Annotated in this window: 24 protein-coding genes and 2 pseudogenes; 19 read left to right on the forward strand and 7 right to left on the reverse strand. The window is 66.9% G+C overall.

Annotation, left to right across the window (positions count from 1 at the left end; translation table 11 throughout):
- Positions 1 to 54: 54 nt before the first annotated feature.
- A pseudogene (locus LRS09_RS13565) lies at positions 55 to 1,350 on the reverse strand (extracellular solute-binding protein); the annotation flags it as partial.
- Between the two features lie 641 nt (positions 1,351 to 1,991).
- Here LRS09_RS13565 and LRS09_RS13570 point away from each other — a divergent pair.
- Positions 1,992 to 3,743 carry an alpha/beta hydrolase gene (locus LRS09_RS13570; RefSeq protein WP_257807290.1) on the forward strand — a complete coding sequence of 584 codons (1,752 nt, stop codon included), beginning with the start codon at positions 1,992 to 1,994 and terminating at the stop codon, positions 3,741 to 3,743.
- A gap of 112 nt (positions 3,744 to 3,855) precedes the next feature.
- On the opposite strand, the gene LRS09_RS13575 is transcribed toward LRS09_RS13570, so the two are convergent.
- From LRS09_RS13575 to LRS09_RS13585, 3 genes are read right to left on the reverse strand one after another with little or no spacing between them, the layout of a single operon-like run.
- Positions 3,856 to 4,560, reverse strand: coding sequence for a glutathione binding-like protein (locus LRS09_RS13575; protein ID WP_257807291.1), 705 nt, complete (start codon positions 4,558 to 4,560; stop codon positions 3,856 to 3,858).
- A 52-nt stretch (positions 4,561 to 4,612) separates the two neighbouring features.
- The gene (locus tag LRS09_RS13580) at positions 4,613 to 5,824 is read right to left on the reverse strand and encodes a beta-ketoacyl synthase (RefSeq protein WP_257807292.1); all 1,212 of its coding nucleotides are present in this window, start codon (positions 5,822 to 5,824) and stop codon (positions 4,613 to 4,615) included.
- A gap of 1 nt (position 5,825) precedes the next feature.
- A complete protein-coding gene (locus LRS09_RS13585; protein ID WP_257807293.1) occupies positions 5,826 to 6,080 on the reverse strand; it encodes an acyl carrier protein in 255 nt (84 codons plus the stop codon).
- Between the two features lie 209 nt (positions 6,081 to 6,289).
- Here LRS09_RS13585 and LRS09_RS13590 point away from each other — a divergent pair, with 209 nt between their 5' ends.
- The 5 genes from LRS09_RS13590 to LRS09_RS13610 are packed head-to-tail and all read left to right on the forward strand — an operon-like array spanning position 6,290 to position 8,637.
- Entirely contained in the window at positions 6,290 to 7,108 is an 819-nt protein-coding gene (locus LRS09_RS13590; protein ID WP_257807294.1) for an urease accessory protein UreD, read from the forward strand.
- A gap of 14 nt (positions 7,109 to 7,122) precedes the next feature.
- Positions 7,123 to 7,425 carry an urease subunit gamma gene (locus LRS09_RS13595; protein WP_085463540.1) on the forward strand — a complete coding sequence of 101 codons (303 nt, stop codon included), beginning with the start codon at positions 7,123 to 7,125 and terminating at the stop codon, positions 7,423 to 7,425.
- A gap of 7 nt (positions 7,426 to 7,432) precedes the next feature.
- Positions 7,433 to 7,684: a DUF1272 domain-containing protein gene (locus LRS09_RS13600; protein WP_257807296.1), complete on the forward strand. Its 252-nt coding sequence runs from the start codon at positions 7,433 to 7,435 to the stop codon at positions 7,682 to 7,684.
- Positions 7,685 to 7,714: 30 nt separating this feature from the next.
- Positions 7,715 to 8,305 (forward strand): HupE/UreJ family protein, encoded by a 591-nt coding sequence (locus LRS09_RS13605; protein ID WP_257807297.1) that lies wholly within the window; start codon positions 7,715 to 7,717, stop codon positions 8,303 to 8,305.
- A gap of 11 nt (positions 8,306 to 8,316) precedes the next feature.
- Positions 8,317 to 8,637: an urease subunit beta gene (locus LRS09_RS13610; protein ID WP_257807298.1), complete on the forward strand. Its 321-nt coding sequence runs from the start codon at positions 8,317 to 8,319 to the stop codon at positions 8,635 to 8,637.
- Between the two features lie 11 nt (positions 8,638 to 8,648).
- Here the strand turns inward: LRS09_RS13610 and LRS09_RS13615 are convergent, their stop codons facing one another.
- Positions 8,649 to 9,092 carry a hypothetical protein gene (locus tag LRS09_RS13615; RefSeq protein WP_257807300.1) on the reverse strand — a complete coding sequence of 148 codons (444 nt, stop codon included), beginning with the start codon at positions 9,090 to 9,092 and terminating at the stop codon, positions 8,649 to 8,651.
- A gap of 135 nt (positions 9,093 to 9,227) precedes the next feature.
- On the opposite strand from LRS09_RS13615, the gene ureC reads away from it, so the two are divergent.
- The 12 genes and pseudogenes from ureC to LRS09_RS13675 all read left to right on the forward strand — a co-directional run bounded on the left by ureC (position 9,228) and on the right by LRS09_RS13675 (position 18,324).
- Positions 9,228 to 10,940 carry an urease subunit alpha gene (ureC, locus tag LRS09_RS13620; RefSeq protein WP_257807301.1) on the forward strand — a complete coding sequence of 571 codons (1,713 nt, stop codon included), beginning with the start codon at positions 9,228 to 9,230 and terminating at the stop codon, positions 10,938 to 10,940.
- Between the two features lie 99 nt (positions 10,941 to 11,039).
- The gene (locus LRS09_RS13625; RefSeq protein ID WP_257807302.1) at positions 11,040 to 11,501 is read left to right on the forward strand and encodes a DUF29 domain-containing protein; all 462 of its coding nucleotides are present in this window, start codon (positions 11,040 to 11,042) and stop codon (positions 11,499 to 11,501) included.
- 35 nt (positions 11,502 to 11,536) lie between these two features.
- Positions 11,537 to 11,833, forward strand: a complete 297-nt coding sequence (locus LRS09_RS13630; RefSeq protein WP_257807303.1) for a putative quinol monooxygenase — start codon at positions 11,537 to 11,539, stop codon at positions 11,831 to 11,833.
- Between the two features lie 58 nt (positions 11,834 to 11,891).
- The gene (locus LRS09_RS13635) at positions 11,892 to 12,482 is read left to right on the forward strand and encodes a hypothetical protein (protein ID WP_257807304.1); all 591 of its coding nucleotides are present in this window, start codon (positions 11,892 to 11,894) and stop codon (positions 12,480 to 12,482) included.
- A 58-nt stretch (positions 12,483 to 12,540) separates the two neighbouring features.
- Positions 12,541 to 13,122: pseudogene (locus LRS09_RS13640) on the forward strand (glutathione S-transferase family protein); the annotation flags it as partial.
- Positions 13,119 to 13,790: an urease accessory protein UreE gene (locus LRS09_RS13645; RefSeq protein ID WP_257807305.1), complete on the forward strand. Its 672-nt coding sequence runs from the start codon at positions 13,119 to 13,121 to the stop codon at positions 13,788 to 13,790. The pseudogene LRS09_RS13640 and the gene LRS09_RS13645, both read left to right, overlap by 4 nt.
- Complete coding sequence (locus LRS09_RS13650; RefSeq protein ID WP_257807306.1) at positions 13,783 to 14,475, forward strand: urease accessory protein UreF; 693 nt, start codon at positions 13,783 to 13,785, stop codon at positions 14,473 to 14,475. The genes LRS09_RS13645 and LRS09_RS13650 overlap by 8 nt, the downstream gene beginning before the upstream one ends.
- A complete protein-coding gene (locus LRS09_RS13655) occupies positions 14,472 to 14,912 on the forward strand; it encodes a DUF3995 domain-containing protein (protein WP_257807307.1) in 441 nt (146 codons plus the stop codon). Before LRS09_RS13650 ends, LRS09_RS13655 begins: the two co-directional genes overlap by 4 nt.
- A complete protein-coding gene (gene ureG, locus LRS09_RS13660) occupies positions 14,909 to 15,544 on the forward strand; it encodes an urease accessory protein UreG (RefSeq protein ID WP_257807308.1) in 636 nt (211 codons plus the stop codon). The genes LRS09_RS13655 and ureG overlap by 4 nt, the downstream gene beginning before the upstream one ends.
- A gap of 124 nt (positions 15,545 to 15,668) precedes the next feature.
- On the forward strand, positions 15,669 to 16,763 hold the full coding sequence (locus LRS09_RS13665) for a zinc metalloprotease HtpX (RefSeq protein WP_257807309.1): 1,095 nt from the start codon (positions 15,669 to 15,671) through the stop codon (positions 16,761 to 16,763).
- 8 nt (positions 16,764 to 16,771) lie between these two features.
- Complete coding sequence (locus tag LRS09_RS13670) at positions 16,772 to 17,158, forward strand: GFA family protein (protein ID WP_257807311.1); 387 nt, start codon at positions 16,772 to 16,774, stop codon at positions 17,156 to 17,158.
- 71 nt (positions 17,159 to 17,229) lie between these two features.
- Positions 17,230 to 18,324, forward strand: a complete 1,095-nt coding sequence (locus LRS09_RS13675; protein ID WP_257807313.1) for an acyltransferase family protein — start codon at positions 17,230 to 17,232, stop codon at positions 18,322 to 18,324.
- Positions 18,325 to 18,330: 6 nt separating this feature from the next.
- Here the strand turns inward: LRS09_RS13675 and phnN are convergent, their stop codons facing one another.
- Positions 18,331 to 18,939, reverse strand: coding sequence for a phosphonate metabolism protein/1,5-bisphosphokinase (PRPP-forming) PhnN (phnN, locus tag LRS09_RS13680; protein WP_257807315.1), 609 nt, complete (start codon positions 18,937 to 18,939; stop codon positions 18,331 to 18,333).
- Positions 18,936 to 19,643 (reverse strand): DUF1045 domain-containing protein, encoded by a 708-nt coding sequence (locus LRS09_RS13685; protein ID WP_257807317.1) that lies wholly within the window; start codon positions 19,641 to 19,643, stop codon positions 18,936 to 18,938. Before LRS09_RS13685 ends, phnN begins: the two co-directional genes overlap by 4 nt.
- Before the next feature lie 233 nt (positions 19,644 to 19,876).
- On the opposite strand from LRS09_RS13685, the gene LRS09_RS13690 reads away from it, so the two are divergent.
- Positions 19,877 to 21,073, forward strand: a complete 1,197-nt coding sequence (locus LRS09_RS13690; RefSeq protein ID WP_308240352.1) for an ABC transporter substrate-binding protein — start codon at positions 19,877 to 19,879, stop codon at positions 21,071 to 21,073.
- Positions 21,074 to 21,219 lie beyond the last annotated feature (146 nt).

Consider the following 21,219-nt stretch of genomic DNA (forward strand, 5'->3'; position numbering starts at 1 on the left):
GGGGGCGGGTCGCGCCCCCTCCGGCGAAGTCGGGATCACTTGATCCGGTTGTAGCTTCTTGAACGTGGCGTTCCAGTCGGCCGCCAGCGCGTCGAGCGCTTCCTTGGCCGTGCCCTGGCCGGCGGTGATGTACGGATAGATGCGCTGGTTCATCTGCATCAGCAGCTCCGCATATTCCGGCGTCGCCCAGAAGTCCTTCACCTTGAACATGGTCTCGTAGAAGGCCTTGTTGTAGGGCGTCGCATTCTGGAATTCAGGCGATTCCAGCACCTTGGCACTCGCGGTGTAGCCGCCGAGCTCTGCCCAGCGCTTCTGGGTCTCGTCCTTGATGAACCATTCCAGGAACTTCATCGCCTCTTCCTTGTTCTCGGAATAGGAGACGACGGAGATGCCCTGGCCGCCGAGCGCGGCGAACTGGTCGCCGTCCGGTCCCGCCGGATTCGCGAAGAAGCCCGTGACCTTGGCGTTGGGGTTCGAGGCCTCGTTCACCAGCGCCGGGAAGAAGGCGAAGTAGTTCATGCTCATCGCCGCCAGGTTCTCGGTGATCGCCTGGTTGTTCTCAACGAAGAAGGTCTTGGCCCAGCCCGGAGGCGTGAAGCCGTAGAGCTCGCGATAGGCCTCGAGCGCCTTGACGTTCTTGTCCGAGTTGATGATCCCGTCGACCTTGTAGGTCGCATAGTCGCCGAGTTCACCGCCATACGAGAAGATCGCGTTCTCGACGCCCATCACGAGGCCGTCATAGGAATTGTCGGTGTAGATCGCGACGCCGTAGCGCTTCTCGTCCGGACGGTGGAAGAACTCGGCGATGTCGCGCAGTTCCTTCCAGGTCTTCGGCGGAGCGAGGTCGTAGCCGTATTTGGCCTTGAACGCCTCCATCTCCTTGGGGTCCTCGAACCAGTCCTTGCGATAGGACCAGCCGACCGCGTCGCCCTCGGCCGGGATGGACCAGTATTTGCCCGAGTTGGACGGATACTCTGCGTAGTATTTCACCGTCGCCGGGGCCATCACCTCGCCGAGCTTGTGCTTGTTGAAGAACTCGGTCAGGTCGACATAGTGGCCGGCCTCGGACGCCGCGCCGATCCACTGCGAGTCGCCGACGACCATGTCGTAGGCCGAGCCCTTCGCGTTGAATTCCGTGAAGGCCTTCGTCTGGAAATCCTGCCACGGCGTGGTCTCGACCGTGACTTTGACGCCGGTTTCCTTTTCGTACTCGTTGACGAGTTCCTGCAGGTAGTTGGCCGGATCCCACTCCGCCCAGAAGATCGTCAGTTCCTGCGCGTGCAGCGACGAAACGCTGCCGGCAAGCGTAAGGGCCAATCCGGCCAAAAGGCCGGTCACTTTCCTGTGCATGTCATTTCCTCCCTGTCGTGCCTCGATCGGGCCCGTGCGCGGCCTGTCCGCGGCGCCGGCTCCCGTTGGCGGCTCTTCGCCGCCTCGTCCCGCCCTGGTCTCCTCCCGAGGCGAGCAGATTGAGATGACCGATCAGTTCTCCGCGGCAGACGCCGCGCTGGCCGGACATTCCCCTAAACTGGTATTACCAATGCCTCGGCCCGGTCAAGCGCTTTCTTTGCCGCCCCGCTCTTCCCCGCTTTTCTGCGGTTTTCCGACCTAGAGATGTCCACATACTGAACATTGTAATCGATTACATCGACGCGGCAACCGGGTGCTCAACCGCGACAGTGGCGCAATCTGGTAAGACCAGAGATGTATGAACTTTGAGCGTCGCTCCCGGCTGCTCCGGCAACCTGTGATCGTCCCATGTGAGACTATCATATCAATATGATACTCTCGTCTCAAAAAACCGCAATCCCCATTCCGCCCTGGACGGGGCGGGACCTTTTCCGCGCTCGACCCTATTGTTTCCGCAATCGCGACGATGAATTGTCCCGTGTCATCGGCTTGTGATCCCGCTAGGTTGGGATCGGCCGGCACCGGGCGGGTGGAGCGACGACATGTGGACTGCGTTTCTGGCGCGCGTGCCAGGCCTTGGAATGAGATCCGGTCTGGCCGCGGCGGCATGTGCCGTCCTCCTGGCGATGGGCGCGGCACCGGCTGCTGCCCTCGACATCATGCTGGACGCCCGTGTCGCCGAGGCGACCGCAAAGGGCGACACCGCGGCCGCGCTGGGCATCATCGACGCCGCGCTGGCGGCGGAGACTGATCCAGCCATCGTGGAAGACCTGCTGCGCCGTCGCGCCGTCGTCCATTCCGAGGCCGGGCAAGCGAAGGAGGCGGGAGAAGCCTGGGCGCGGCTTGCCGCGAAGCTTGCCGAACGTCTGAAGGACAAGGCACCCGAACTCATCCCGGTCTGGGAGAAGGCGGGGGCCGAGTTCGAGAAGGCCGGCGAGACCGGCCCGGCGGTCGATGCCTATGCCCGGGCGCTGGCCATCGTCGAATCCGCCGGCCTCGATCCGTCCGTGGCGGCGGAGACCTATGCGAAGCTCGACAAGCTGGCCGAGAACGCGCCCGACGGTCTCGTGGCCGACCAGGCGATCGATGCGCTCGAAGCCTTCGCGGATTATCGCCAGGACTTCGCCGACAAGGCCGCCGGCGGCCTGCGCGACACCTCCGATCCCGACAAGGGCTACAAGGAGGTCAAGATCTACTATGCGACCGACCGCGCCCGTTCGGGCAGCGAACTGCCGGGCGAGTTCTACGGCGGCCAGCGCGGCACGGCGCTGGAACTCGGCACCGCGGTCGTCTCCATTCCGCTCGACCATCGCCCGGGCCAGATCGAGGCGCCGTCGATCTGGAGCTTCGACTTCCGCGAAGACCCGCAGCGCCATATCGTCCTCGCCAGCGTCACGCCGTCAGCAAATGAAGCGGTGTTCGCGCAGATGCGCGAGCAGATGGCGAAAACACCCGCCAAGGAGGCATTCGTCTTCGTCCACGGCTTCAACGTGCCGTTCAACGAGGCCGCGATGCGCACCGCGCAGATGGCCTACGACATGAACTTCGAAGGCCTGCCGATCCTCTATTCCTGGCCGTCGCGCGGCTCGGTGCTGAGCTACATCGCCGACACGGCCGTGGTGAACCTGTCCGGCCGCCGCCTCTCGCTCTTCCTGGAGGATGTGGTGGCGAAGTCGGGCGCGACGCGCATCCACCTCATCGCCCATTCGATGGGCAACCGCGCGCTGACCGACGCGCTGGAACTCTTCGCCCTGCGCAACAAGGACAAGCCGCCGGCGTTCGACCAGGTTCTGTTCACCGCGCCCGACCTCGACGCCGGCCTGTTCGGCGAGATGGTCAAGACCATCCGGCCGACCGCGCAGCGCATCACGCTCTACGCCTCCAATCGCGACTGGGCACTCGCCGTCTCGCGCCAGCTGCATGGCGACGCGCCGCGCGCCGGGCAGGGCGGCAACGACATCCTGCGCCTGGCGGACGTGGATTCGATCGACATGACGACGATCGGCGAGGACATGCTGGCGCACAGCTACTACGCCAACAATCCCTCGGCGCTCACCGATATCCTGTCGCTGTTCTGGCGCGACGCGCCGCCCGAGCAGCGCTGCGGCATGACCAAGTCGACCACGGACAAGGGCGCCTACTGGGCCTATTCGCCCGAGCCCTGCGACAGCGCCGCACTCCTCTCAACCTTGTCGATCCTGCGGCGAGGCAGCGTCAAGAGCGCCAACGAGGCGCGCACCTTCCTCAACTCCTATATCCTCTCGCCGACGATCGACGCCGGCGAGCGCTCCCGGCTGGAGCAGGCGCTGGGACGGCTGTTCGGAAAGTCGTAGGAGTAAATCCCGCGTTCCCCGGGGCGGGTCCCGCTGCTTCGCAGCTCCCGCCCGTTCGATCCCTTCGGGAGGTCCACCGGACCTCCCGATCCGACTTCGTCGGACCGAGACCTCACCCCCTCGCCGGAATGTCCAACCCCCTCTGCACCGCCGGCCGCGCCACGCCGCGGTCGAGCCAGGCCTGCACATTCCTGAAATTGGAGAAGCCGACGAGGTCGCCTGCCTCGTAGAAGCCGACAAGGTTGCGCACCCAGCCGAGATGCGCCACGTCGGCGATCGTGTATTCGTCGCCCATCAGCCAGGTGCGGCCGGCAAGTCGCGCATCGAGGACGCCGAGCAAGCGGATCGATTCGTCCGCGTAGCGCTTGAGCGGGCGCTTGTCCTCGTAGTCCTTGCCGGCGAACTTGTGGAAGAAGCCGACCTGGCCGAACATCGGCCCGATCGCGGCCATCTGGAAGAATACCCATTCGATCGTCTCCCAGCGGGCGGCCGGGTCGGCAGGGATCAGCTTGCCGGTCTTGTCGGCGAGATAGAGCAGGATCGCACCGGATTCGAACAGGCCGATCGGCTTGCCGCCCGGGCCGTTGGGGTCGATGATCGCTGGGATCTTGCCGTTGGGGTTGAGCGACAGGAATTCCGGGCCCCAGGTCTCGTTCTTCATGATGTTGACTGCATGCGCCTCGTAGGGGAGGCCGATCTCCTCCAGCGCGATCGACACTTTCACGCCGTTCGGCGTGGGAAAGGAATAAAGCTGCAGCACTTCCGGGTTCTTGGCCGGCCAGCGCTTGGCGATCGGAAAGGCGGAAAGATCTGTCATCGTCGGGTCTCGCGTCATGAGGGGCGGATGCCGCCCCTGATATCGCAATCGCTCAGGCGGCGCGCAAGGCGATGACCGAATTCGTGCCGCCGAAGGCGAAGGCGTTGCTGATCGCCGCGCGAACGGGCCTCTGCCGCGCAACGTTGGGCGTCACGTCGAGATCGCAGGCGGGATCGGCCTCGCGATAGCCGATGGTCGGCGGCACCACGCCGTCGCGGATCGCCATGACGCAGGCGATCATCTCCAGCGCGCCCGAGGCACCGAGGCAGTGGGCGTGCATCGATTTCGTCGAGGAGACGGAGAGGCGGTCGGCATGCGCGCCGAAGACGCGGCGGATCGCCGTTGTCTCGATCTCGTCGTTTGCCTTGGTGCCGGTGCCGTGCGCGTTGATGTAGTCGATCTCATCCGGTGCAAGCCCCGCATCCGCAAGGCAGGCGCGGATGGCCGCCGCCGGGCCCTCGACGGTCGGCGCGACGATGTCGGCGGCATCGGCCGACATGCCCGAGCCGGCGAATTCTGCCAGGATGGTGGCACCCCGTGCCATCGCATGGTCGTAGCTCTCCAGCACCGCCATGCCGGCGCCCTCGCCGAGCACGAGGCCCTGGCGGTCGGCCGAGAACGGGCGGCAGGTGTCCGGCGACAGGATGCGCAGCGCCTCCCACGCCTTGAGTATGCCCCAGACCATCGGCGCATCGGTGCCGCCGGCCAGCATCACGTCGGCGCGTCCGAGCCGGATCTGGTCCGCCGCCGTCGCGAAGGCATGGTTGGAGGACGAGCACGCCGAGCTGACGCCGAAGACCGGCCCGTGCAGCCCGTACTGGATGCTGACCTGTCCCGCCGGCGCGCCCGGCATCACCCGCGGCACGGTGAAGATGCCGGCGCGGGTCTTTCCGTCGAGCAGCACACTGCGATAGTTCTCCTCGATCGCCTCCCAGCCGCAGATGCCGGTGCCGACCACGGCCCCGGTCCGGTCTGAGCTTTCGGGCTCGACGCTCAGCCCCGCCTGCGACAGTGCCTGGCCGGCGGCGAGCACCGCGAGCAGCGAGAAGCGGTCCATTGTCACCAGCCGCTTGCGGTCGATGTCGTGCGCGGGAAGCTGCTTGATCTCGCCGCCGGTGCGGATCTTGAGGTCATGCAGCGGAATCGTCTCCAGCGGCCCGATGCCGCCGCGGCCGGCCTGCATGGCGTTCCAGATGGCTTCGGTGTCCGTGCCTAGCGAGCAGAGCCCGCCCAAGCCGGTGATGACGATGCGGGGGCGGCTCATATCAGCCTTTTTTGTCGATCAGCGTTCGGACCGCGGCGACGATGTCGCCGATCGTCTTCAGGTTGTTCCAGGCGTCGACCGTGTTCATCTCGATCTCGATCGCGTGCCTCTCCTCGAGGTCGAAGATGATCTCCGTAAGCTCGAGCGAATGGATGCCCAGCGTGTCGAGTTCGGTTTCCGTCGTGATCTCCCCGGCGTCGGGACCGGCATGCGCCTTGATCAGCTCGATTGTTTCCGCGGCGAGCGGGTCAGACATGAATTTCCCCCTGTAAGGACATGCGAACGCGGACGTTCAGCCACCGTTCCCCCACTTCTGCGCCTTTTGAGCGGCGTTCGAGTTCCTCTATAGAAAGGGAAACCGGGGGTGGCAACAACTGGCGCCTCGACAGCGACATCATGCTCCGCCTAGGGTCGCGCACGATGATCCGCGTCTCGATCCCCCTGGACACCCCGACAGAGCCCGTCATGCAGCGCGTGCAGGCGACGGGGCAGCTCGCCGTCGCCGCGCATGGCGGCCGCACGCGCCTGGAGCGGCTGTTCCAGCAGGGGGCGGCCAAGATCAGGATGCCCGTGACGGCGGCCGGCCCGCTCGAGGCGATCCTGATCAACACCGCCGGCGGCATGACGGGCGGCGACCGGCTCGAATGGGAGATCGGGGTCGGCGCTGATGCCGCGGCCGTCGTGACCACGCAGGCCTGCGAGAAGGCCTACCGCTCGGCCGGCGGCGTCGCGCATATCCGGACCTCCGCACGCGTGGCGGCGGGCGGGCATCTCGCCTGGCTGCCGCAGGAGACGATCCTCTACGACCGCTCCGCGCTGCATCGCCGGCTGGATGTCGACCTCGCGCCGAGCGCAACGGCCCTCATCGTCGAATCCGTCATCTTCGGCCGCCGCGCGATGGGCGAGGTGGTGACGACCGCGCAGTTCCGCGATGTCTGGCGCATCCGCTCCGGCGGCCGCCTCGTCCATGCCGACGCGATCGCGTTCGACGGCGATGTTGCCGGCCAGTTGTCCCACGCTGCGGTCGCGGGGGGCGGCACCGCTTTCGCCACCGTGCTGCTGATTGCGCCCGACGCGGAAGAGCGCCTCGACCAGGCGCGGAAGATCGTCGGCGAGGCGGGCGGGGTGAGTTTCTGGTCGCTGCGCGGCGATGCGCAGGCGGCGAATGGCAAGCTTCTTGCGAGGCTCGTCGCAAGCGATGGCTACGACTTGAGGCGGCGGCTGGTTCCCTTGCTGGGCCTGCTCAACGCGCAGGCAGCTTTGCCTAAAGTCTGGTCAACATAGCATTCGGAGGGCGCATGAATCTGACACCACGGGAAAAGGACAAGCTGCTGGTCGCCATGGCGGCGATCGTCGCGCGCAAGCGGCTGGAGCGCGGCGTGAAGCTGAACCACCCGGAGGCCATCGCCCTGATTACCGATTTCGTCGTGGAAGGCGCGCGCGACGGCCGCTCGGTCGCCGATCTGATGCAGGCGGGCGCCCATGTCCTCACCCGCGACCAGGTGATGGACGGCGTCGCCTCGATGATCCACGACATCCAGGTCGAGGCGACGTTCCCGGACGGCACCAAGCTCGTCACCGTGCACGAGCCGATCCGGTAGAGCCGGCATGCTCGAGCTGCGCCCGAACTGCGAGTGCTGCGACCGCGACCTGCCGCCGGAGAGCGCCGACGCGATGATCTGCACCTTCGAGTGCACGTTCTGCAGCGACTGCGCGGAGCGGACCCTTGGCGGCACCTGCCCGAACTGCGGCGGCGACCTCGTGCGTCGGCCCCTGCGGCCGGCGGCGATGCTTCAGAAATATCCGGCCTCCACGCGCCGCGTGCTGAAGGCCGAAGGCTGCCCGCAGCGGGCGGCTTGACCGGCGACTGACAGAGAAGGGGACGACACAATGTTGAAGCGGATCGGATTGGCCTTCGTGGGGCTCGGCACCGGGGTAGCCCCGGCCTTCGCGCATCTCAACCCGGCCGAGCACGGCTCGTTCACGGCAGGTTTCACGCATCCGCTGTTCGGCCTCGACCATATCCTGGCGATGGTGGCAGTCGGCCTTTGGGCCACCCTGCTCGCCCGGGGCACCGACCGCAAGGCGGTCTGGCTGGTGCCCGCGGCCTTCGTCGGGACCATGCTCGCCGGCTTCGGCGCGGCCATGGCCGGAGCGCCGCTGCCTTTCGTCGAACCGGTGATCCTCGCCTCGGTGGTGGCCATCGGCCTGCTGGCGGCGGTCGCGCTCAGCGTTCCGACCGTTGCGGCCATGGCGATGGTCGGCTTCTTCGCCTTCTTCCACGGGCACGCGCATGGCGGCGAGCTTGGTGAGGCCGGCGCCTGGCCGTTCGCGATCGGTTTTGCTGCGGCGACCGCGTTCCTGCATGCAGCCGGCGTCCTGCTCGGCATCGGGCTTGGCGGTCGCTACGGACAGGCCGCGGCGCGCGCAGCCGGCGCGCTGGCAGCGGCGGGCGGGCTCTGGCTCGCCTTCGCGGGCTGAGGGGGATTGCCATGATCCTCGGAGATTTCGTTCCCGGCCAGATCATCACCGCCAAGGGCGACATCGAGCTCAACGCCGGCCAGCCGACGGTCACGCTCAAGGTCGCCAACACCGGCGACCGGCCGATCCAGGTCGGCTCGCACTACCATTTCTTCGAGACGAACGAAGGGCTCTCCTTCGACCGCGACAAGGCGCGCGGCATGCGGCTCGACATCGCCGCCGGCACCGCCGTGCGCTTCGAGCCGGGCCAGGAGCGCGACGTGACGCTGGTGCCGCTCGGCGGAAAGCGCGAGGTCTACGGCTTCCAGCAGAAGGTCATGGGCAAGCTGTGACGACCGGGGGCTCAGCCCGCCGGCTTCGCGGCCGCGTAGACGACGACGCGCCGGTCGTCGCCGATCTCGACCGCGAGCACGTCGCGCATCAGCACCTGCCGCGAATCGATGGCGTGGAAGAGCAGCGCATTGCCCTCGATCTCCTGCCGCAGCGAAGCGATCTCGCTTTCCCGCTCCTTCAGCTTGGCGTCGATATCGGAGGGAGGCCCGCCCTCAGCCGCCGTGGCGTCGGGCAGGAAGACGATGTCGACGCTCCTGACGTCGGTGACCTTGCGCACCGCTTCCGCGCTTTCACCTGCCCTGTCGATCGCCTTTACGATCCTGCCGTGGTCGGCGCTGGCCGAACTCTCCTGCTCGCGGATCTCCGAGCCGACGATGGCGTCGATCGCGCCTTCGGCGTCCAGTCCCTGCGCGAACGCGCCGCCTGCTGCGGTCGTCGCCGCGAGCAGGGCCATGCACATGGCTCGTCGCATCATCTCTCACCTCGTCTCGTTCGTGTCCGGATCATGGAAAACCGTCCGCATCGCGGATGGTTCCCCTCGCGATCCGGCATGTCCCCGTTTCCGCACGCTCACACCGGAGCCTGACCCATGCCCGCCCGCATTTCCCGCGCTTCCTACGCCCAGATGTTCGGCCCGACCACCGGCGACAAGGTCCGTCTCGCCGACACCGACCTGATCATCGAGGTGGAGAAGGACCTCACAACCTATGGCGAGGAGGTGAAGTTCGGCGGCGGCAAGGTGATCCGCGACGGCATGGGGCAGAGCCAGGTGACCCGCGCGGGCGGCGCGGTCGACACGGTGATCACCAATGCGCTGATCGTCGACGCGACCGGCATCTACAAGGCGGATGTCGGCTTGAGAGACGGCCGCATTCATGCCATCGGCAAGGCCGGCAATCCGGACACCCAGCCGGGCGTGACGATCGTGATCGGCCCGGGCACGGAGGCGATCGCCGGCGAGGGCAAGATCCTCACGGCCGGCGGCATGGACGCGCATATCCATTTTATCTGCCCGCAGCAGATCGACGAGGCGCTGATGTCGGGCATGACGACCATGCTCGGCGGCGGCACCGGCCCGGCGCACGGCACGCTGGCCACCACCTGCACGCCGGGGCCCTGGCACATCTCGCGCATGATCCAGGCGATGGACGCCGTGCCGATCAATATCGGCCTGTCGGGCAAGGGCAACGCCTCTCTGCCCGGCGCGCTGGTGGAGATGATCGAGGCCGGCGCTTCCTCGCTCAAGCTGCACGAGGACTGGGGCACGACGCCCGCCGCGATCGACAACTGTCTCTCCGTCGCCGACGACTACGACGTCCAGGTGATGATACACACCGACACGCTGAACGAGTCGGGCTTCGTCGAGAACACGGTGGCGGCGATCAAGGGGCGCACCATCCACGCCTTCCACACCGAGGGCGCCGGCGGCGGCCATGCGCCGGACATCATCAAGGTGGCGAGCTTCCCGAATGTCATCCCATCCTCGACCAATCCGACGCGGCCCTACACGGTGAACACGCTGGAAGAGCATCTCGACATGCTGATGGTGTGCCACCACCTGTCGCCGTCCATTCCCGAGGACATCGCCTTTGCCGAAAGCCGCATCCGCAAGGAGACCATCGCGGCCGAGGACATCCTGCACGACATCGGCGCCTTCTCGATCATCTCCTCCGACAGCCAGGCGATGGGTCGGGTCGGCGAGGTGGCGATCCGCACCTGGCAGACCGCGCACAAGATGAAGCTCCAGCGCGGCCGGCTGAAGGAGGAGACAGGCGACAACGACAATTATCGCGTGAAGCGCTACATCGCCAAATACACCATCAACCCGGCCATCGCGCATGGTCTGTCGCGGCACATCGGCTCGGTCGAGGTCGGCAAGCGGGCGGACCTCGTGCTGTGGAACCCGGCCTTCTTCGGCATCAAGCCTGACATGGTGCTGGTCGGTGGGATGATCGCAGCGGCCCCGATGGGCGACCCGAACGGCTCGATCCCGACGCCGCAGCCGGTGCATTACCGGCCGATGTTCGGTGCCTATGGCAAGGCGATGACGGCCTCGTCTGTGACGTTCGTCTCGAAGGCCGCCGTCGACCTCGGCGTGCGCGCAAAGCTCGGCGTCGAGAAGGAACTCGTCGCAGTGGAAAACACCCGCGGCGGCATCGGCAAGGCCTCGATGGTGCTCAATTCCGCGACGCCGCACATCGAAGTCGATCCGGAAACCTATGAAGTCCGCGCCGATGGCGAACTGCTCACCTGCGAGCCGGCGAAGGTGCTGCCAATGGCACAGCGGTATTTTCTGTTTTGAAACTCATCAACTGCGGATTGGTTCTGACCCACGGCTCTCAAGTCAGCACTTACTTATTTTTTGCTTCCAGAAACGTTTCACTGGCCGCATGATGCGCCCATGAACAAGGTCTTCCGCCTTCAGAAGTTGACGCCCTATGAGTCGGACTATGCTCTCTGGTGCGCCGAGCAGGGCGCGCTGCTGCGCGAGGGCCGTGTCGACGCGCTCGATCGCGAAAACCTTGCCGAGGAGATCGAGAGCTTGGGACGGAGCGACAGGCGGGAGATCGAGAACAGGCTGAAGGTGCTGTTGGTCCACTTGCTGAAATGGAGTTATCAGCCGGAAGGCCGAAGTGGAAGCTGGCGTTCGACGATCCGGGGGCAACGGCAGGGGATCGCGAAGATAATCAAGGAAAGTCCGAGTCTTCGCGGCCATCCATCGAAGGCACTTGCCGAGGAATACGCCTACGCGGTTCCGGAGGCTGCCGACGAAACCGGCCTTCCCGAAACGGTGTTCCCCACGACCTGCCCCTTCACGATCGAACAGGTTCTCGACTTGAACTGGCTCCCCGACGCAGGATAGATGCCCCGGCAGTCAAGTGCCTGGAGGAGACCTGCATGATCTACGTCGTCGCCACCATCGAGCTGAAGTCCGGCTCGGTCGATGCCATCCGCGCCGCGGCTGTGGCCTGCCGGGCCGAGACGCTGAAGGAGGATGGCTGCATCGCCTATGAGATGTTCTCCAGCCTGGAGAATCCCGACAAGCTGGTCGTGGTCGAGAAGTGGGCGACGCGCGAGGCGCTGACGGCGCATTCGAAGCAGCCGCACCTGAAAGCCTGGCGCGAGGCGAGCGCGCCGTTCACCACGTCGCGTAAGATCGAGATCGTGCACCCCGAGAAGGTCGAGGAGTTCTGAGCTTCGCCGGAGGCCGCGACGGGTTGATGCGACCCGCCTGCGGCGCTATCGATCCGTCATGGAACCGCACGCCGCAGCCGCCGACGTCTTCCCCCATGTCCGCGTCGTGCTCGGCATGGTCGTGGGGCTCGGCGTAACGCGCATCCTGTCGGGCTTCGCGCGCATCGTGCAGCACCCGACGCAATACCCGCTCTATCCGGTGCATCTTGCCTGGTCGGCGATGCTGCTGCTGGTGCTGGTGCATTTCTGGTGGTGGCAGTTCGGCCTGCACGCCATCCAGCACTGGACCTTTCCGATCTACCTGTTCGTGATCGCCTACGCGATCCTGCTGTTCCTGCTCTGCGCGCTGCTCTTTCCCGATTCGATGCGGGACTACGAGAGCTACGAGGACTATTTCTACGCGCGGCGCGGCTGGTTCTTCGGCATCCTCGCTGCAACCTACGTGCTCGACGTGATCGATACGATGATCAAGGGCGAGGAGCATTTCGCCAAGTTCGGAACCGAATATCTGGTGCGCACGCCGATCTTCTTCGCGCTGAGTCTCGTCGCGGCGATGACCAGCAGCCGCCGTTTCCACCTCGCCTTTGTTGCCTTGGCGCTGATCTACCAGATAGTCTGGATCCTGCGCCTGTTCGACGACATCGGCTGAGGCGCTTTCAGGCGGGAGGGATGAAGCGAATTACCAGGCCGTCGGATCTCCGGGCTCGCGCCTGACGCGGGTGACGTGGATGCTGGAGGAGCTCGGCCAGCCCTACGAGATCGTGCGGGCCAAGCAGTATTCGGACACGATGCACCGCTACAATCCGACCGGAAAGATGCCGGCGCTGATCGACGGCGATTTCGTGCTCACCGACTCGGCCGCCATCTGCGCCTATCTCGGCGAGAAGCATGCCGACCGGGGCCTCGGGCCGAACCCGGGCATAGAGGGCCGGGCGGAGATGACCTCCTGGATGCTCTATGCGCTGTCCGAGTTCGAGCAGCCGATGTGGAACAAGCTGAAGCACCGTTTCCTGTTGCCAACCGAACTGCGGGCCGAGGTGGCGCCTTGGGTCGGGCACGAATTCGCGGCCGAGATCAAGGGGCTGGAAGCCAAGCTCGCGGGCCGGCCCTATGCGCTTGGCAACCGCTTCTCGGCGGTCGACGTGATCCTTGGCCATTGCGGCCAGTGGGCCAGGAGCGGCAAGTTCGAGGTGGCGTCGAAGCCCGTGGCGGACTATTTCGAGCGCGTGCTCTCGCGTCCGGCGCTGGCGCGGGCAAGGCAGCGCGAGCAAGAGGTGCAGGCCGCATGAAACTGTCGATGAACACAGACTTCACCAAGATGCCACGCGCCGGCAGCGTCATTCGCGCTGCCGATCTGTCGGAAGGCGCGCGCATCATCCCGTTCGACCTTGCCGTGCTCGATCACGAAGGTCGGCACCTGCGCCGGCGCGTGGTCGAACTCGTCCACGGCGACAAGGTGCTGGTCGACCTGCCTGATGCCGTCCAGCTCGAGAACCACGACGTGCTGGTGCTGGACGACGGCCGGCATGCCGAGATCATCGCCGCCGAAGAAGAGGTCTACGACATCCGCGCGAAAGGCCCGGTGCATCTGGCCGAACTCGCCTGGCACATCGGCAACCGGCATCTCGCGGCCCAGATCGAGGAGGACCGCATCCTCATCCTGCGCGACCATGTCATCAAGGCGATGCTGGAAGGGCTGGGCGCCACGGTGACGGACGCGTCCGAGCCGTTCCACCCGGTGCGCGGCGCCTATTCCGGTCATTCGCACGGCCACGGGCCGCAGCCTGACGCCTACGGGCGTATGCCCCGCGATCCGCACTATGGTCACAATCACGGGCCGGATCAGCACCATCATGGCCACGGTCACCATGACCACGACCATGGCCACCACCATGGCGAGGCCGACCGTTTCGGTCGCCTCCCGGGCGACCCGCATTACGGCCACAACCATGGCTGACCTTCCCGGCCAGACGGCGCTGCTGCGCCTGATGGCCTGGCTGTCGCCGGCGTTCCCGATCGGCTCGTTCAGCTATAGCCACGGGCTGGAGACGGCCGCCCATCGAGAGCTCGTGGCAGACGCGACGGGCCTGCGCATCTGGCTGGCGGACCTGATCGAGCGCGGATCGGCGTGGAATGACGCGGTGCTGTTTGCCGAGGCGCACCGGCGGATGGAGGGTATCCTCGCGCCATCCGAAAGCGATGCCGCGCTTGCGGAGCTCTGCGAGCTTGCCGAGGCGCTCGCCGGCTCGCGCGAGCGGCATATGGAGACGATGCTGCAGGGCGCGGCGTTCCTGAAGGCGGCGGCAGCCTGGCCGCATCCCGCCCTTGCCGCGCTTCCGGCCGACTGCGCCTATCCGGTCGCCGTGGGCGCGGTCGCCGGCGCGCATGGCGTCGACCTGCACTCGGCGCTCGCGGCCTTCCTCCAGGCCTTCACCTCGAACCAGATCCAGGCCGCGATTCGCCTCGGCATCATCGGCCAGACGGATGCAATGGCGACGCTGGCCTCGCTCGAGGCTGCGATCTCGGATGCGGCCGGCCGTGCGACACAGTCCACGCTTGACGATCTCGGCTCGGCGACGATGATGGCCGAGGTCGCTGCGATGCAGCATGAAACGCACTATTCGAGGCTGTTCAGGACGTGACCCTGATCGCACTTGCCCTGACCGTGGTCCTCACCTTCGTGGCCGGTCTCCACGTCTACTGGGGGATCGGCGGCGTCTGGCCGGGAACCGACCAGCCCTCGCTCGCCCGCGCAGTGGCGGGGTTTCGCGGCATCGACGCGATGCCTTCTCCCACCGCCTGCTTCGCGGTCGCGGCCTGTCTGGTGCTCGCGGCACTCTGGCCGTCGGCCCTTGCCGGCCTGTTCGCCTCGCCGTTCCAGCTCGCCGGCCTCGTCGCCGGCGCCGTGATGCTGGCGCTGGTTTTCCTCGCGCGGGGCATAGCCGGCTTCACGCCGGCCTGGCGCCGACTTACACCGGAAGAGCCGTTTGCCACCAACGACCGGCGCTTCTTCTCGCCGCTTTGCCTCGCGCTCGGCGCGGGCTTCCTTTTTCTCGCTTTCGAAAGGGCATTGTCATGAACGCCAACGGACCCCTTCGCGTCGGCATCGGCGGGCCGGTCGGCTCGGGCAAGACGACGCTGACCGAGAAGCTCTGCAAGGCGCTGCGCGACCGCTACTCCATCGCGGTGGTCACCAACGACATCTACACCAAGGAGGATGCCATGATGCTGGCGCGCCTGCAGGCGTTGCCGGAGGAGCGCATCATGGGGGTGGAGACCGGCGGCTGCCCGCACACGGCGATCCGTGAGGACGCCTCGATCAACCTGCAGGCGATCGCCGAGATGAACCGCAAGTTCCCCGACCTCGACATCGTCTTCATCGAATCCGGCGGCGACAACCTCGCCGCGACCTTCTCGCCCGACCTCGCCGACATCACGCTCTACGTCATCTCGGTCTGCCAGGGCGAGGAGATCCCGAGGAAGGGCGGGCCGGGCATCACCCGCTCCGACTTCCTCGTCATCAACAAGTCCGACCTCGCGCCCTATGTGAACGTCAATCTCGACGTGATGGAGCGCGACGCGGGCAAGCAGCGCGGCAAGCGCCCGTTCGGCTTCACCGACCTGTCGCGCGGCAAGGGCCTGGACGAGGTGATCGCCTTCATCGAGGAGCATGGCGGCCTCGAAGCCCGCGAGGTGCGCGGCGCGGCGTAAGTCGCGGGCGTGGTTCCTCCTCCACGTTCACCGGGAGGAGGTGCGCGAAGGGCGGATGAGTGCATGTGCGATGTTTCGAAAGTACGCACTTTGGTGAACCATCGTCTCATCCCATATTAATCCCATGAACGACCCCCTGCGTCTCGACCGTGTCCAGCAGCTGCGCTCCGGCGCGCGCAATACGATTCATACCTGGCTTTTGGGCACAGGCAGCCTGCTGCTGCTGGCGGCGACGGCCTTTGCGCTCGCGGGCGGGCTCGGGCTCGTCTTCGCGGCAGGCTTCGCCTTCCTCACCAGCATCGCGGCGCGGCGCGTCAGCCCGAAGGTGGTGCTACAGATGTACAAGGCGCGGCCGGTTTCGCGGGCGAGCTTTCCTGGCGGCTTCGACATTGTGGAGCGACTGGCCGCGCGGGCGGGTCTGGAGCATGCGCCCGCGCTTTACGTCGTGCCGTCGAAGATGATGAACGCGTTTGCCGTCGGCAGCCGTCAAGATTCGGCGATCGCGATCACCGATGCGCTGGCGCGCAACCTCACGGTGCGCGAGTTCACCGGCGTGCTGGCGCACGAGATCAGCCACATCGCCAATGAGGACCTGAAGGTGATGGCCTTCGCCGATATGGTGTCGCGCTTCACCTCGCTGTGGTCGACCTTCGGCATCTTCGCGCTGTTCTTCAACCTGTTTGGCGTCGCGGGCGGTGGCGAGGCGATGGTGCCGTGGCCGGCGGTCGCGCTGCTGGTGCTGGCGCCGACGCTCGGCGGCCTGCTGCAGCTTGCCCTGTCGCGCACCCGCGAATTCGACGCCGACCTGCATGCCGCGATCCTGACCGGCGACCCGGACGGGCTCGCCTCGGCGCTGCGCCGGCTGGAGAAGGCGCAAGGCATGTACTGGGAGAGCCTGATGCTGCCCGGCAGCCGCACGCCGGTGCCCTCCGTGCTGCGCACCCATCCGGCGACGGAGGAGCGCGTCGCGCGGCTGATGGCTCTGAAGCGCGGCGGGCCGGTCGATCTCGGCCCGGACGGCCCTGTCATGCCGCCGCCGCAGCGCCGCCCGAGCATCGTGCCGCACATCCGGCCGCGCCACCCCGACCTCGCCGCCTTCATGCCGCTGCAGGCGATGGAGATGCCCATGCCGCATGACGAACCGGCCTGCGCGGCGGGACTGGCGGACGCGGACGGCAATCCGCGCATCCGGCCGATGCGCGGCGGGATCTATTTCTGAGGGGCCGGATGGCGAGGCCGAAGACCTATTCCGGCGGATGCCTGTGCGGGGCGATCCGCTTCGAGGCGGCTGGCCCGGCGGAAAAGCCTCATTCCTGCTCCTGCTCGATCTGCCGCCGCCACACCGGCGCGCCGACGGCCGTGTGGGTTGAGTTTCCGCGCGAATCCGTCCGCTGGACGGGGCCGGGCGGCGCGCCGGCGCTCTATCGCTCGTCCGATTTTTCCAGCCGCGCCTTCTGCGCGACCTGCGGCAGCTCGATCGGCGCGATCGACGACGCGCCGGTGGTGGCGCTGCTCGTCGGTGCGTTCGACCGGCCGGGCGTGAAGGAATTCGCACCGGCAAGCCATTCCTTCAAAGGCAACCGCCCGCGCTGGTGGCACCCGGATATGGCCTGAGGAGGCCGGAGCTGACGCGAATGTGATCGCGGGTTAACCGGCTGCTATCGCTTTTCAGGCATGCTGTGCGGATGCAAAGCACTGCCGCCGAACGTTCCCGTGTCGCCTGGGTCGACATCGCCAAGGGCATCTGCATCATCATGGTGGTGATGGTGCACGCGACGCTCGGCGTCGAACTCGCCCTCGGCGAGAAGGGCTGGATGCACTACGCGGTCGCATGGGCTCGGCCGTTCCGCATGCCCGACTTCTTCCTGATCTCCGGCCTGTTCCTTGGCCTGGTCATCGACCGGCCGTGGCTGCGCTATCTCGACCGCAAGGTGGTGCACTTCGCCTATTTCTACGTGCTGTGGCTGACGATCCAGTTCGCCTTCAAGGCGCCGGGCATGGCGATGGAGGAGGGCGCGGCCGCCGCGGCCTGGAACTATCTGCTGGCCTTCGTCCAGCCCTTCGGCACGCTGTGGTTCGTCTACCTGCTGCCGATCTTCTTCGTCTTCACCCGGCTGGTGAAGAGCGTTCCGGTCTGGATCGTGCTCGCCTGGGCGGCACTGCTGGAGATCCTGCCGGTCGCCACCGGATCGGTGGTGTTCGACGAGTTCTGCGCCCGCTTCGTCTATTTCTATGCAGGCTATGCGCTGGCCGCCAACGTGTTCCGCATCGCCGACTGGTTCAGGGACAATCCCGGCAGGACGCTGGCGCTGCTGGCGCTGTGGGCGCCGGTGAACGCCTGGTTCGTCTTCACGCCCGCATCGGCGGCCCTCGCGCCCTACCTGCAACCCGACCTCGGCAACACAGGCGCGCAGGGCGGTCTGGCGGAACTGCCTATCTTGTCGCTGCTTCTGGGTTCGGCCGGCCTGCTGGCCGTGGTCGCGGTCTCGACGCTGCTCTCCGGCCGGCGCTGGACCAAATGGCTGCGCTGGCTGGGCGAGCACTCGATCGTCGTCTACCTCGCCTTCTTCCTGCCGATGGCGGTGACGCGCGTCGTGCTGATCAGGACCGGCATCATCCCTGACGTCGGCACGATGTCCGTTCTGGTGATGATCGTGGCGGTGGCGGGACCGGCGGTGCTCTACGGCCTGGTGCAGTGGACCGGCTGGGGCAGGTTCCTGTTCGAGCGGCCGGACTGGGCGCATATCGACACGCCCGCCAAGGTGCGCAGCGCCGCGTGAGGCGGTTCAGGGCCGCGGCGCGAGCGTTGCCTCGATGGTGCTGACCATTCTGTCCACCGCGACCGCCAGCTCGCCGCCATTGTCGATCCGCACGATGTCGTCGCCGGCGAGGCTGATGCCGGGGTCGCGCGCCACCCGCGCGGCGATCGCCTCGCCGCTCTCGCGCCCGCGCCGGGCGATGCGTTCGGCGAGGATGGCGGGGTCGGCGAAGATATGCACCGCCACGACGGTGCGGTAGCGCTGGCGCAGGAGCGGCAGCACCGCGCGCGAGACATTGGCGATTGCGGCGCGGCCATGCCGCACCGCATCGTCCACCTCGGCCGGCAGGCCGTAGCTCAGCCCGTGCGCCGTCCAGCAGAGCGCGAAGGCACCCGCCGCATCGGCCGCGGCGAAGGCTTCGCGGCTCATCGTGTCGTGGTCCTCCGCTGCGCCGTCGGCCGGGCGCGTAACGATGCGGCGGACGAAGAAGGTGCGGTCAGGATCGACGCGGCGGCGCGCCTCGCCGATCAGCGTGTCCTTGCCCGAACCGCTCGGCCCCATGACGGCGATGAAGGCACCGGGCCCGATCGGTCCGGGCCACAGGCTGGGCCTCGACGCGATCGGGGACGCGCTCACGCGAAGCGCCGCTCGCGGCCGGCGCCGACCGGGTGCGACGACCAGACGATGAACGGCCCGCCGGAATCCGGCTCGACGAAGACAGCAAGCGTGTCGACGCTGAGCGGCGCGCCGATGACGTCGCCGAAATGCGCCTCGATCGCCTCGCGCACCCGCGGCACGTCCGACCCGCCGACCCGGCCGGTGAGCGTCATGTGGAAGCGGAAGCAGTCGAGCACATAGGGGTAGCCCCAGCGCTGCAGGTGGTTCAGCTCGCGCGGCGACAGCGCGTCCGGGTTGCGCCGGGCGAGGTCGGTTTCCGACAGCGGCGCGCGGAAGCGGTCGAACTGCTGCACGATGTCGGTCGCGAAGCTCTCCAACGGCAGGCTCCGCTCAGCGGGCACCAGCGCAAAGAAGCCGTCGATCTGCTTCAGCGCGAGGCGGGAGATGAGCGGCGGCGTGGCGGCGGCGGCGAAGGCGTCGACCGCGGCGGCAAGCGCGGGCTCGCTCTCGCCGGGCGCCAGCCGGAACGGCGCCTTCAGCGTCGCATGGAAGCCGTATCGCCGGGCCGACGCGGTGTGATAGGCGACCTCGCCGGCGGACAGCGGCCCAGACGCGATCGGCGCCGACTTCTCGCCGGTGAATGCATCGCGGCCGAGCCAGGTGGCGGCTTTTACCGCCAGCTCGCTCTGTTCGGGCGGACTGTAGTAGATCGCATAACGCATCGCTCTTCCTCGCCTGGGCGGTGGGAATAGGTGATTTCCATGACAGTTTGACGAAGCGGAAGGCCTGCGCGGACATAAATCGGCTAAAAGAAGAAACGCGCGCGCCGGTGCGGCGGACCAACACGGCGAAGTGACTTTTCCGGTCGCGATGTGCGTTGACGCTTCCGTGGCGCGGCGGCACAACCGGGCATCTTTTCCGGGAGATCGCCGTGAAGTTCCTGCTTGCCGCCGCCATGTCTCTGCTCGCCCTGTCGGGCGCGGCGCGCGCGGCCGATCCCGATCCGTCCGACTGGGCCAAGGTACTGGCCGAAGCGAAGGGCGAGACGGTCTACTGGAACGCCTGGGGCGGGGCGGAGAACATCAACGCCTATATCGAGTGGGCCGGCGACGAGGTCGAGAAGCGCTACGGCGTCAAGCTCGTGCACGTGAAGCTGGACGACACCGCCAAGGCAGTCGGCACCGTCGTCGCCGAGAAGGCGGCGGGCAGGAGCGAGGGCGGTGCGGTCGACCTGATCTGGATCAACGGCGAGAACTTCGCTTCGATGAAGCGCGAGGGCCTGCTGATGTCGCCGGGCTGGGCGGAGGAGCTGCCCAACTGGCGCTATGTCGACATCGACAACAAGCCGACCATCCGCACCGACTTCACCATTCCGGTCGAGGGGCTGGAAAGCCCATGGGGGATGGCGAAGCTGGTGTTCTTCCACGACTCGGCCCGCACCGACGCCGCCACGATGCCGAAGTCGGCCGACGGGCTGCTGGAATGGGCCAAGGCCCATCCCGGCCGCTTCACCTATCCGCAGCCGCCCGACTTCGTCGGCTCGTCCTTCCTCAAGCAGGTGCTGGCCGAGAAGATCGCCGACAAGGCCCTGCTGCAGAAGCCGGTGGACGAGGCGAATTTCGCCGAGGTGACCAAGCCGCTGTTCGACTATCTCGATGCGCTGAACCCGTTGCTGTGGCGCTCGGGCAAGGCGTTTCCGCAGAACTATCCGGCGATGAAGCAGCTGCTGGCCGACTACGAGGTCGACATCATCTTCGCCTTCAATCCGTCCGAGGCTTCGAGCGCGGTCGCGTCGGGCGAGCTGCCGGATACGGTGCGCTCGTTCACGTTCCCTAGGGGGACGCTGGCCAACACGCATTTCGTTGCGATCCCGTTCAACGCCAATGCCAAGGCGGGCGCGCTGGTGCTGGCCGATTTCCTGATCTCGCCGGAAGCGCAGGCGCGCAAGCAGGACCCGACGGTGTGGGGTGACCCGACGGTGCTGGCGGTGGACAAGCTGCCGGACGAGGCGAAGGCAGCCTTCGCGGCGCTGGACTTGGGCGTCGCGACACTGAAGCCTGAGGAGCTGGGCCCAGCGCTCGACGAGCCGCATCCGAGCTGGATGGAGCGCATCGAGACGGAGTGGAAGCGGCGCTATGGGGCGGCGAATTGAGAGACGGTAGAAACCGCGTCGCAGTGGTTTCGGCCGTCCACACCCCCTCTGGCCTGCCGGCCATCTCCCCCTCAAGGGGGAGATTGGCAGCTTCAACGGCATCAGCCATTCTCGAATGTAGGCGACAGGCGAAAGCCCTCGCCTCA

This window comes from Mesorhizobium sp. J428 (assembly GCF_024699925.1).
Lineage (GTDB): Bacteria > Pseudomonadota > Alphaproteobacteria > Rhizobiales > Rhizobiaceae > Mesorhizobium_A.

Coding starts and splice junctions, on each gene's coding strand:
- LRS09_RS13570 (WP_257807290.1), top strand. CDS start 1,992: ATGAGATCCGGTCTGGCCGCGGCGGCATGTGCCGTCCTCCTGGCGATG.
- LRS09_RS13575 (WP_257807291.1), bottom strand. CDS start 4,560: ATGACAGATCTTTCCGCCTTTCCGATCGCCAAGCGCTGGCCGGCCAAG.
- LRS09_RS13580 (WP_257807292.1), bottom strand. CDS start 5,824: ATGAGCCGCCCCCGCATCGTCATCACCGGCTTGGGCGGGCTCTGCTCG.
- LRS09_RS13585 (WP_257807293.1), bottom strand. CDS start 6,080: ATGTCTGACCCGCTCGCCGCGGAAACAATCGAGCTGATCAAGGCGCAT.
- LRS09_RS13590 (WP_257807294.1), top strand. CDS start 6,290: ATGCAGCGCGTGCAGGCGACGGGGCAGCTCGCCGTCGCCGCGCATGGC.
- LRS09_RS13595 (WP_085463540.1), top strand. CDS start 7,123: ATGAATCTGACACCACGGGAAAAGGACAAGCTGCTGGTCGCCATGGCG.
- LRS09_RS13600 (WP_257807296.1), top strand. CDS start 7,433: ATGCTCGAGCTGCGCCCGAACTGCGAGTGCTGCGACCGCGACCTGCCG.
- LRS09_RS13605 (WP_257807297.1), top strand. CDS start 7,715: ATGTTGAAGCGGATCGGATTGGCCTTCGTGGGGCTCGGCACCGGGGTA.
- LRS09_RS13610 (WP_257807298.1), top strand. CDS start 8,317: ATGATCCTCGGAGATTTCGTTCCCGGCCAGATCATCACCGCCAAGGGC.
- LRS09_RS13615 (WP_257807300.1), bottom strand. CDS start 9,092: ATGGCCCTGCTCGCGGCGACGACCGCAGCAGGCGGCGCGTTCGCGCAG.
- ureC (WP_257807301.1), top strand. CDS start 9,228: ATGCCCGCCCGCATTTCCCGCGCTTCCTACGCCCAGATGTTCGGCCCG.
- LRS09_RS13625 (WP_257807302.1), top strand. CDS start 11,040: ATGAACAAGGTCTTCCGCCTTCAGAAGTTGACGCCCTATGAGTCGGAC.
- LRS09_RS13630 (WP_257807303.1), top strand. CDS start 11,537: ATGATCTACGTCGTCGCCACCATCGAGCTGAAGTCCGGCTCGGTCGAT.
- LRS09_RS13635 (WP_257807304.1), top strand. CDS start 11,892: ATGGAACCGCACGCCGCAGCCGCCGACGTCTTCCCCCATGTCCGCGTC.
- LRS09_RS13645 (WP_257807305.1), top strand. CDS start 13,119: ATGAAACTGTCGATGAACACAGACTTCACCAAGATGCCACGCGCCGGC.
- LRS09_RS13650 (WP_257807306.1), top strand. CDS start 13,783: ATGGCTGACCTTCCCGGCCAGACGGCGCTGCTGCGCCTGATGGCCTGG.
- ureG (WP_257807308.1), top strand. CDS start 14,909: ATGAACGCCAACGGACCCCTTCGCGTCGGCATCGGCGGGCCGGTCGGC.
- LRS09_RS13665 (WP_257807309.1), top strand. CDS start 15,669: ATGAACGACCCCCTGCGTCTCGACCGTGTCCAGCAGCTGCGCTCCGGC.
- LRS09_RS13670 (WP_257807311.1), top strand. CDS start 16,772: ATGGCGAGGCCGAAGACCTATTCCGGCGGATGCCTGTGCGGGGCGATC.
- LRS09_RS13675 (WP_257807313.1), top strand. CDS start 17,230: ATGCAAAGCACTGCCGCCGAACGTTCCCGTGTCGCCTGGGTCGACATC.
- LRS09_RS13685 (WP_257807317.1), bottom strand. CDS start 19,643: ATGCGTTATGCGATCTACTACAGTCCGCCCGAACAGAGCGAGCTGGCG.
- LRS09_RS13690 (WP_308240352.1), top strand. CDS start 19,877: ATGTCTCTGCTCGCCCTGTCGGGCGCGGCGCGCGCGGCCGATCCCGAT.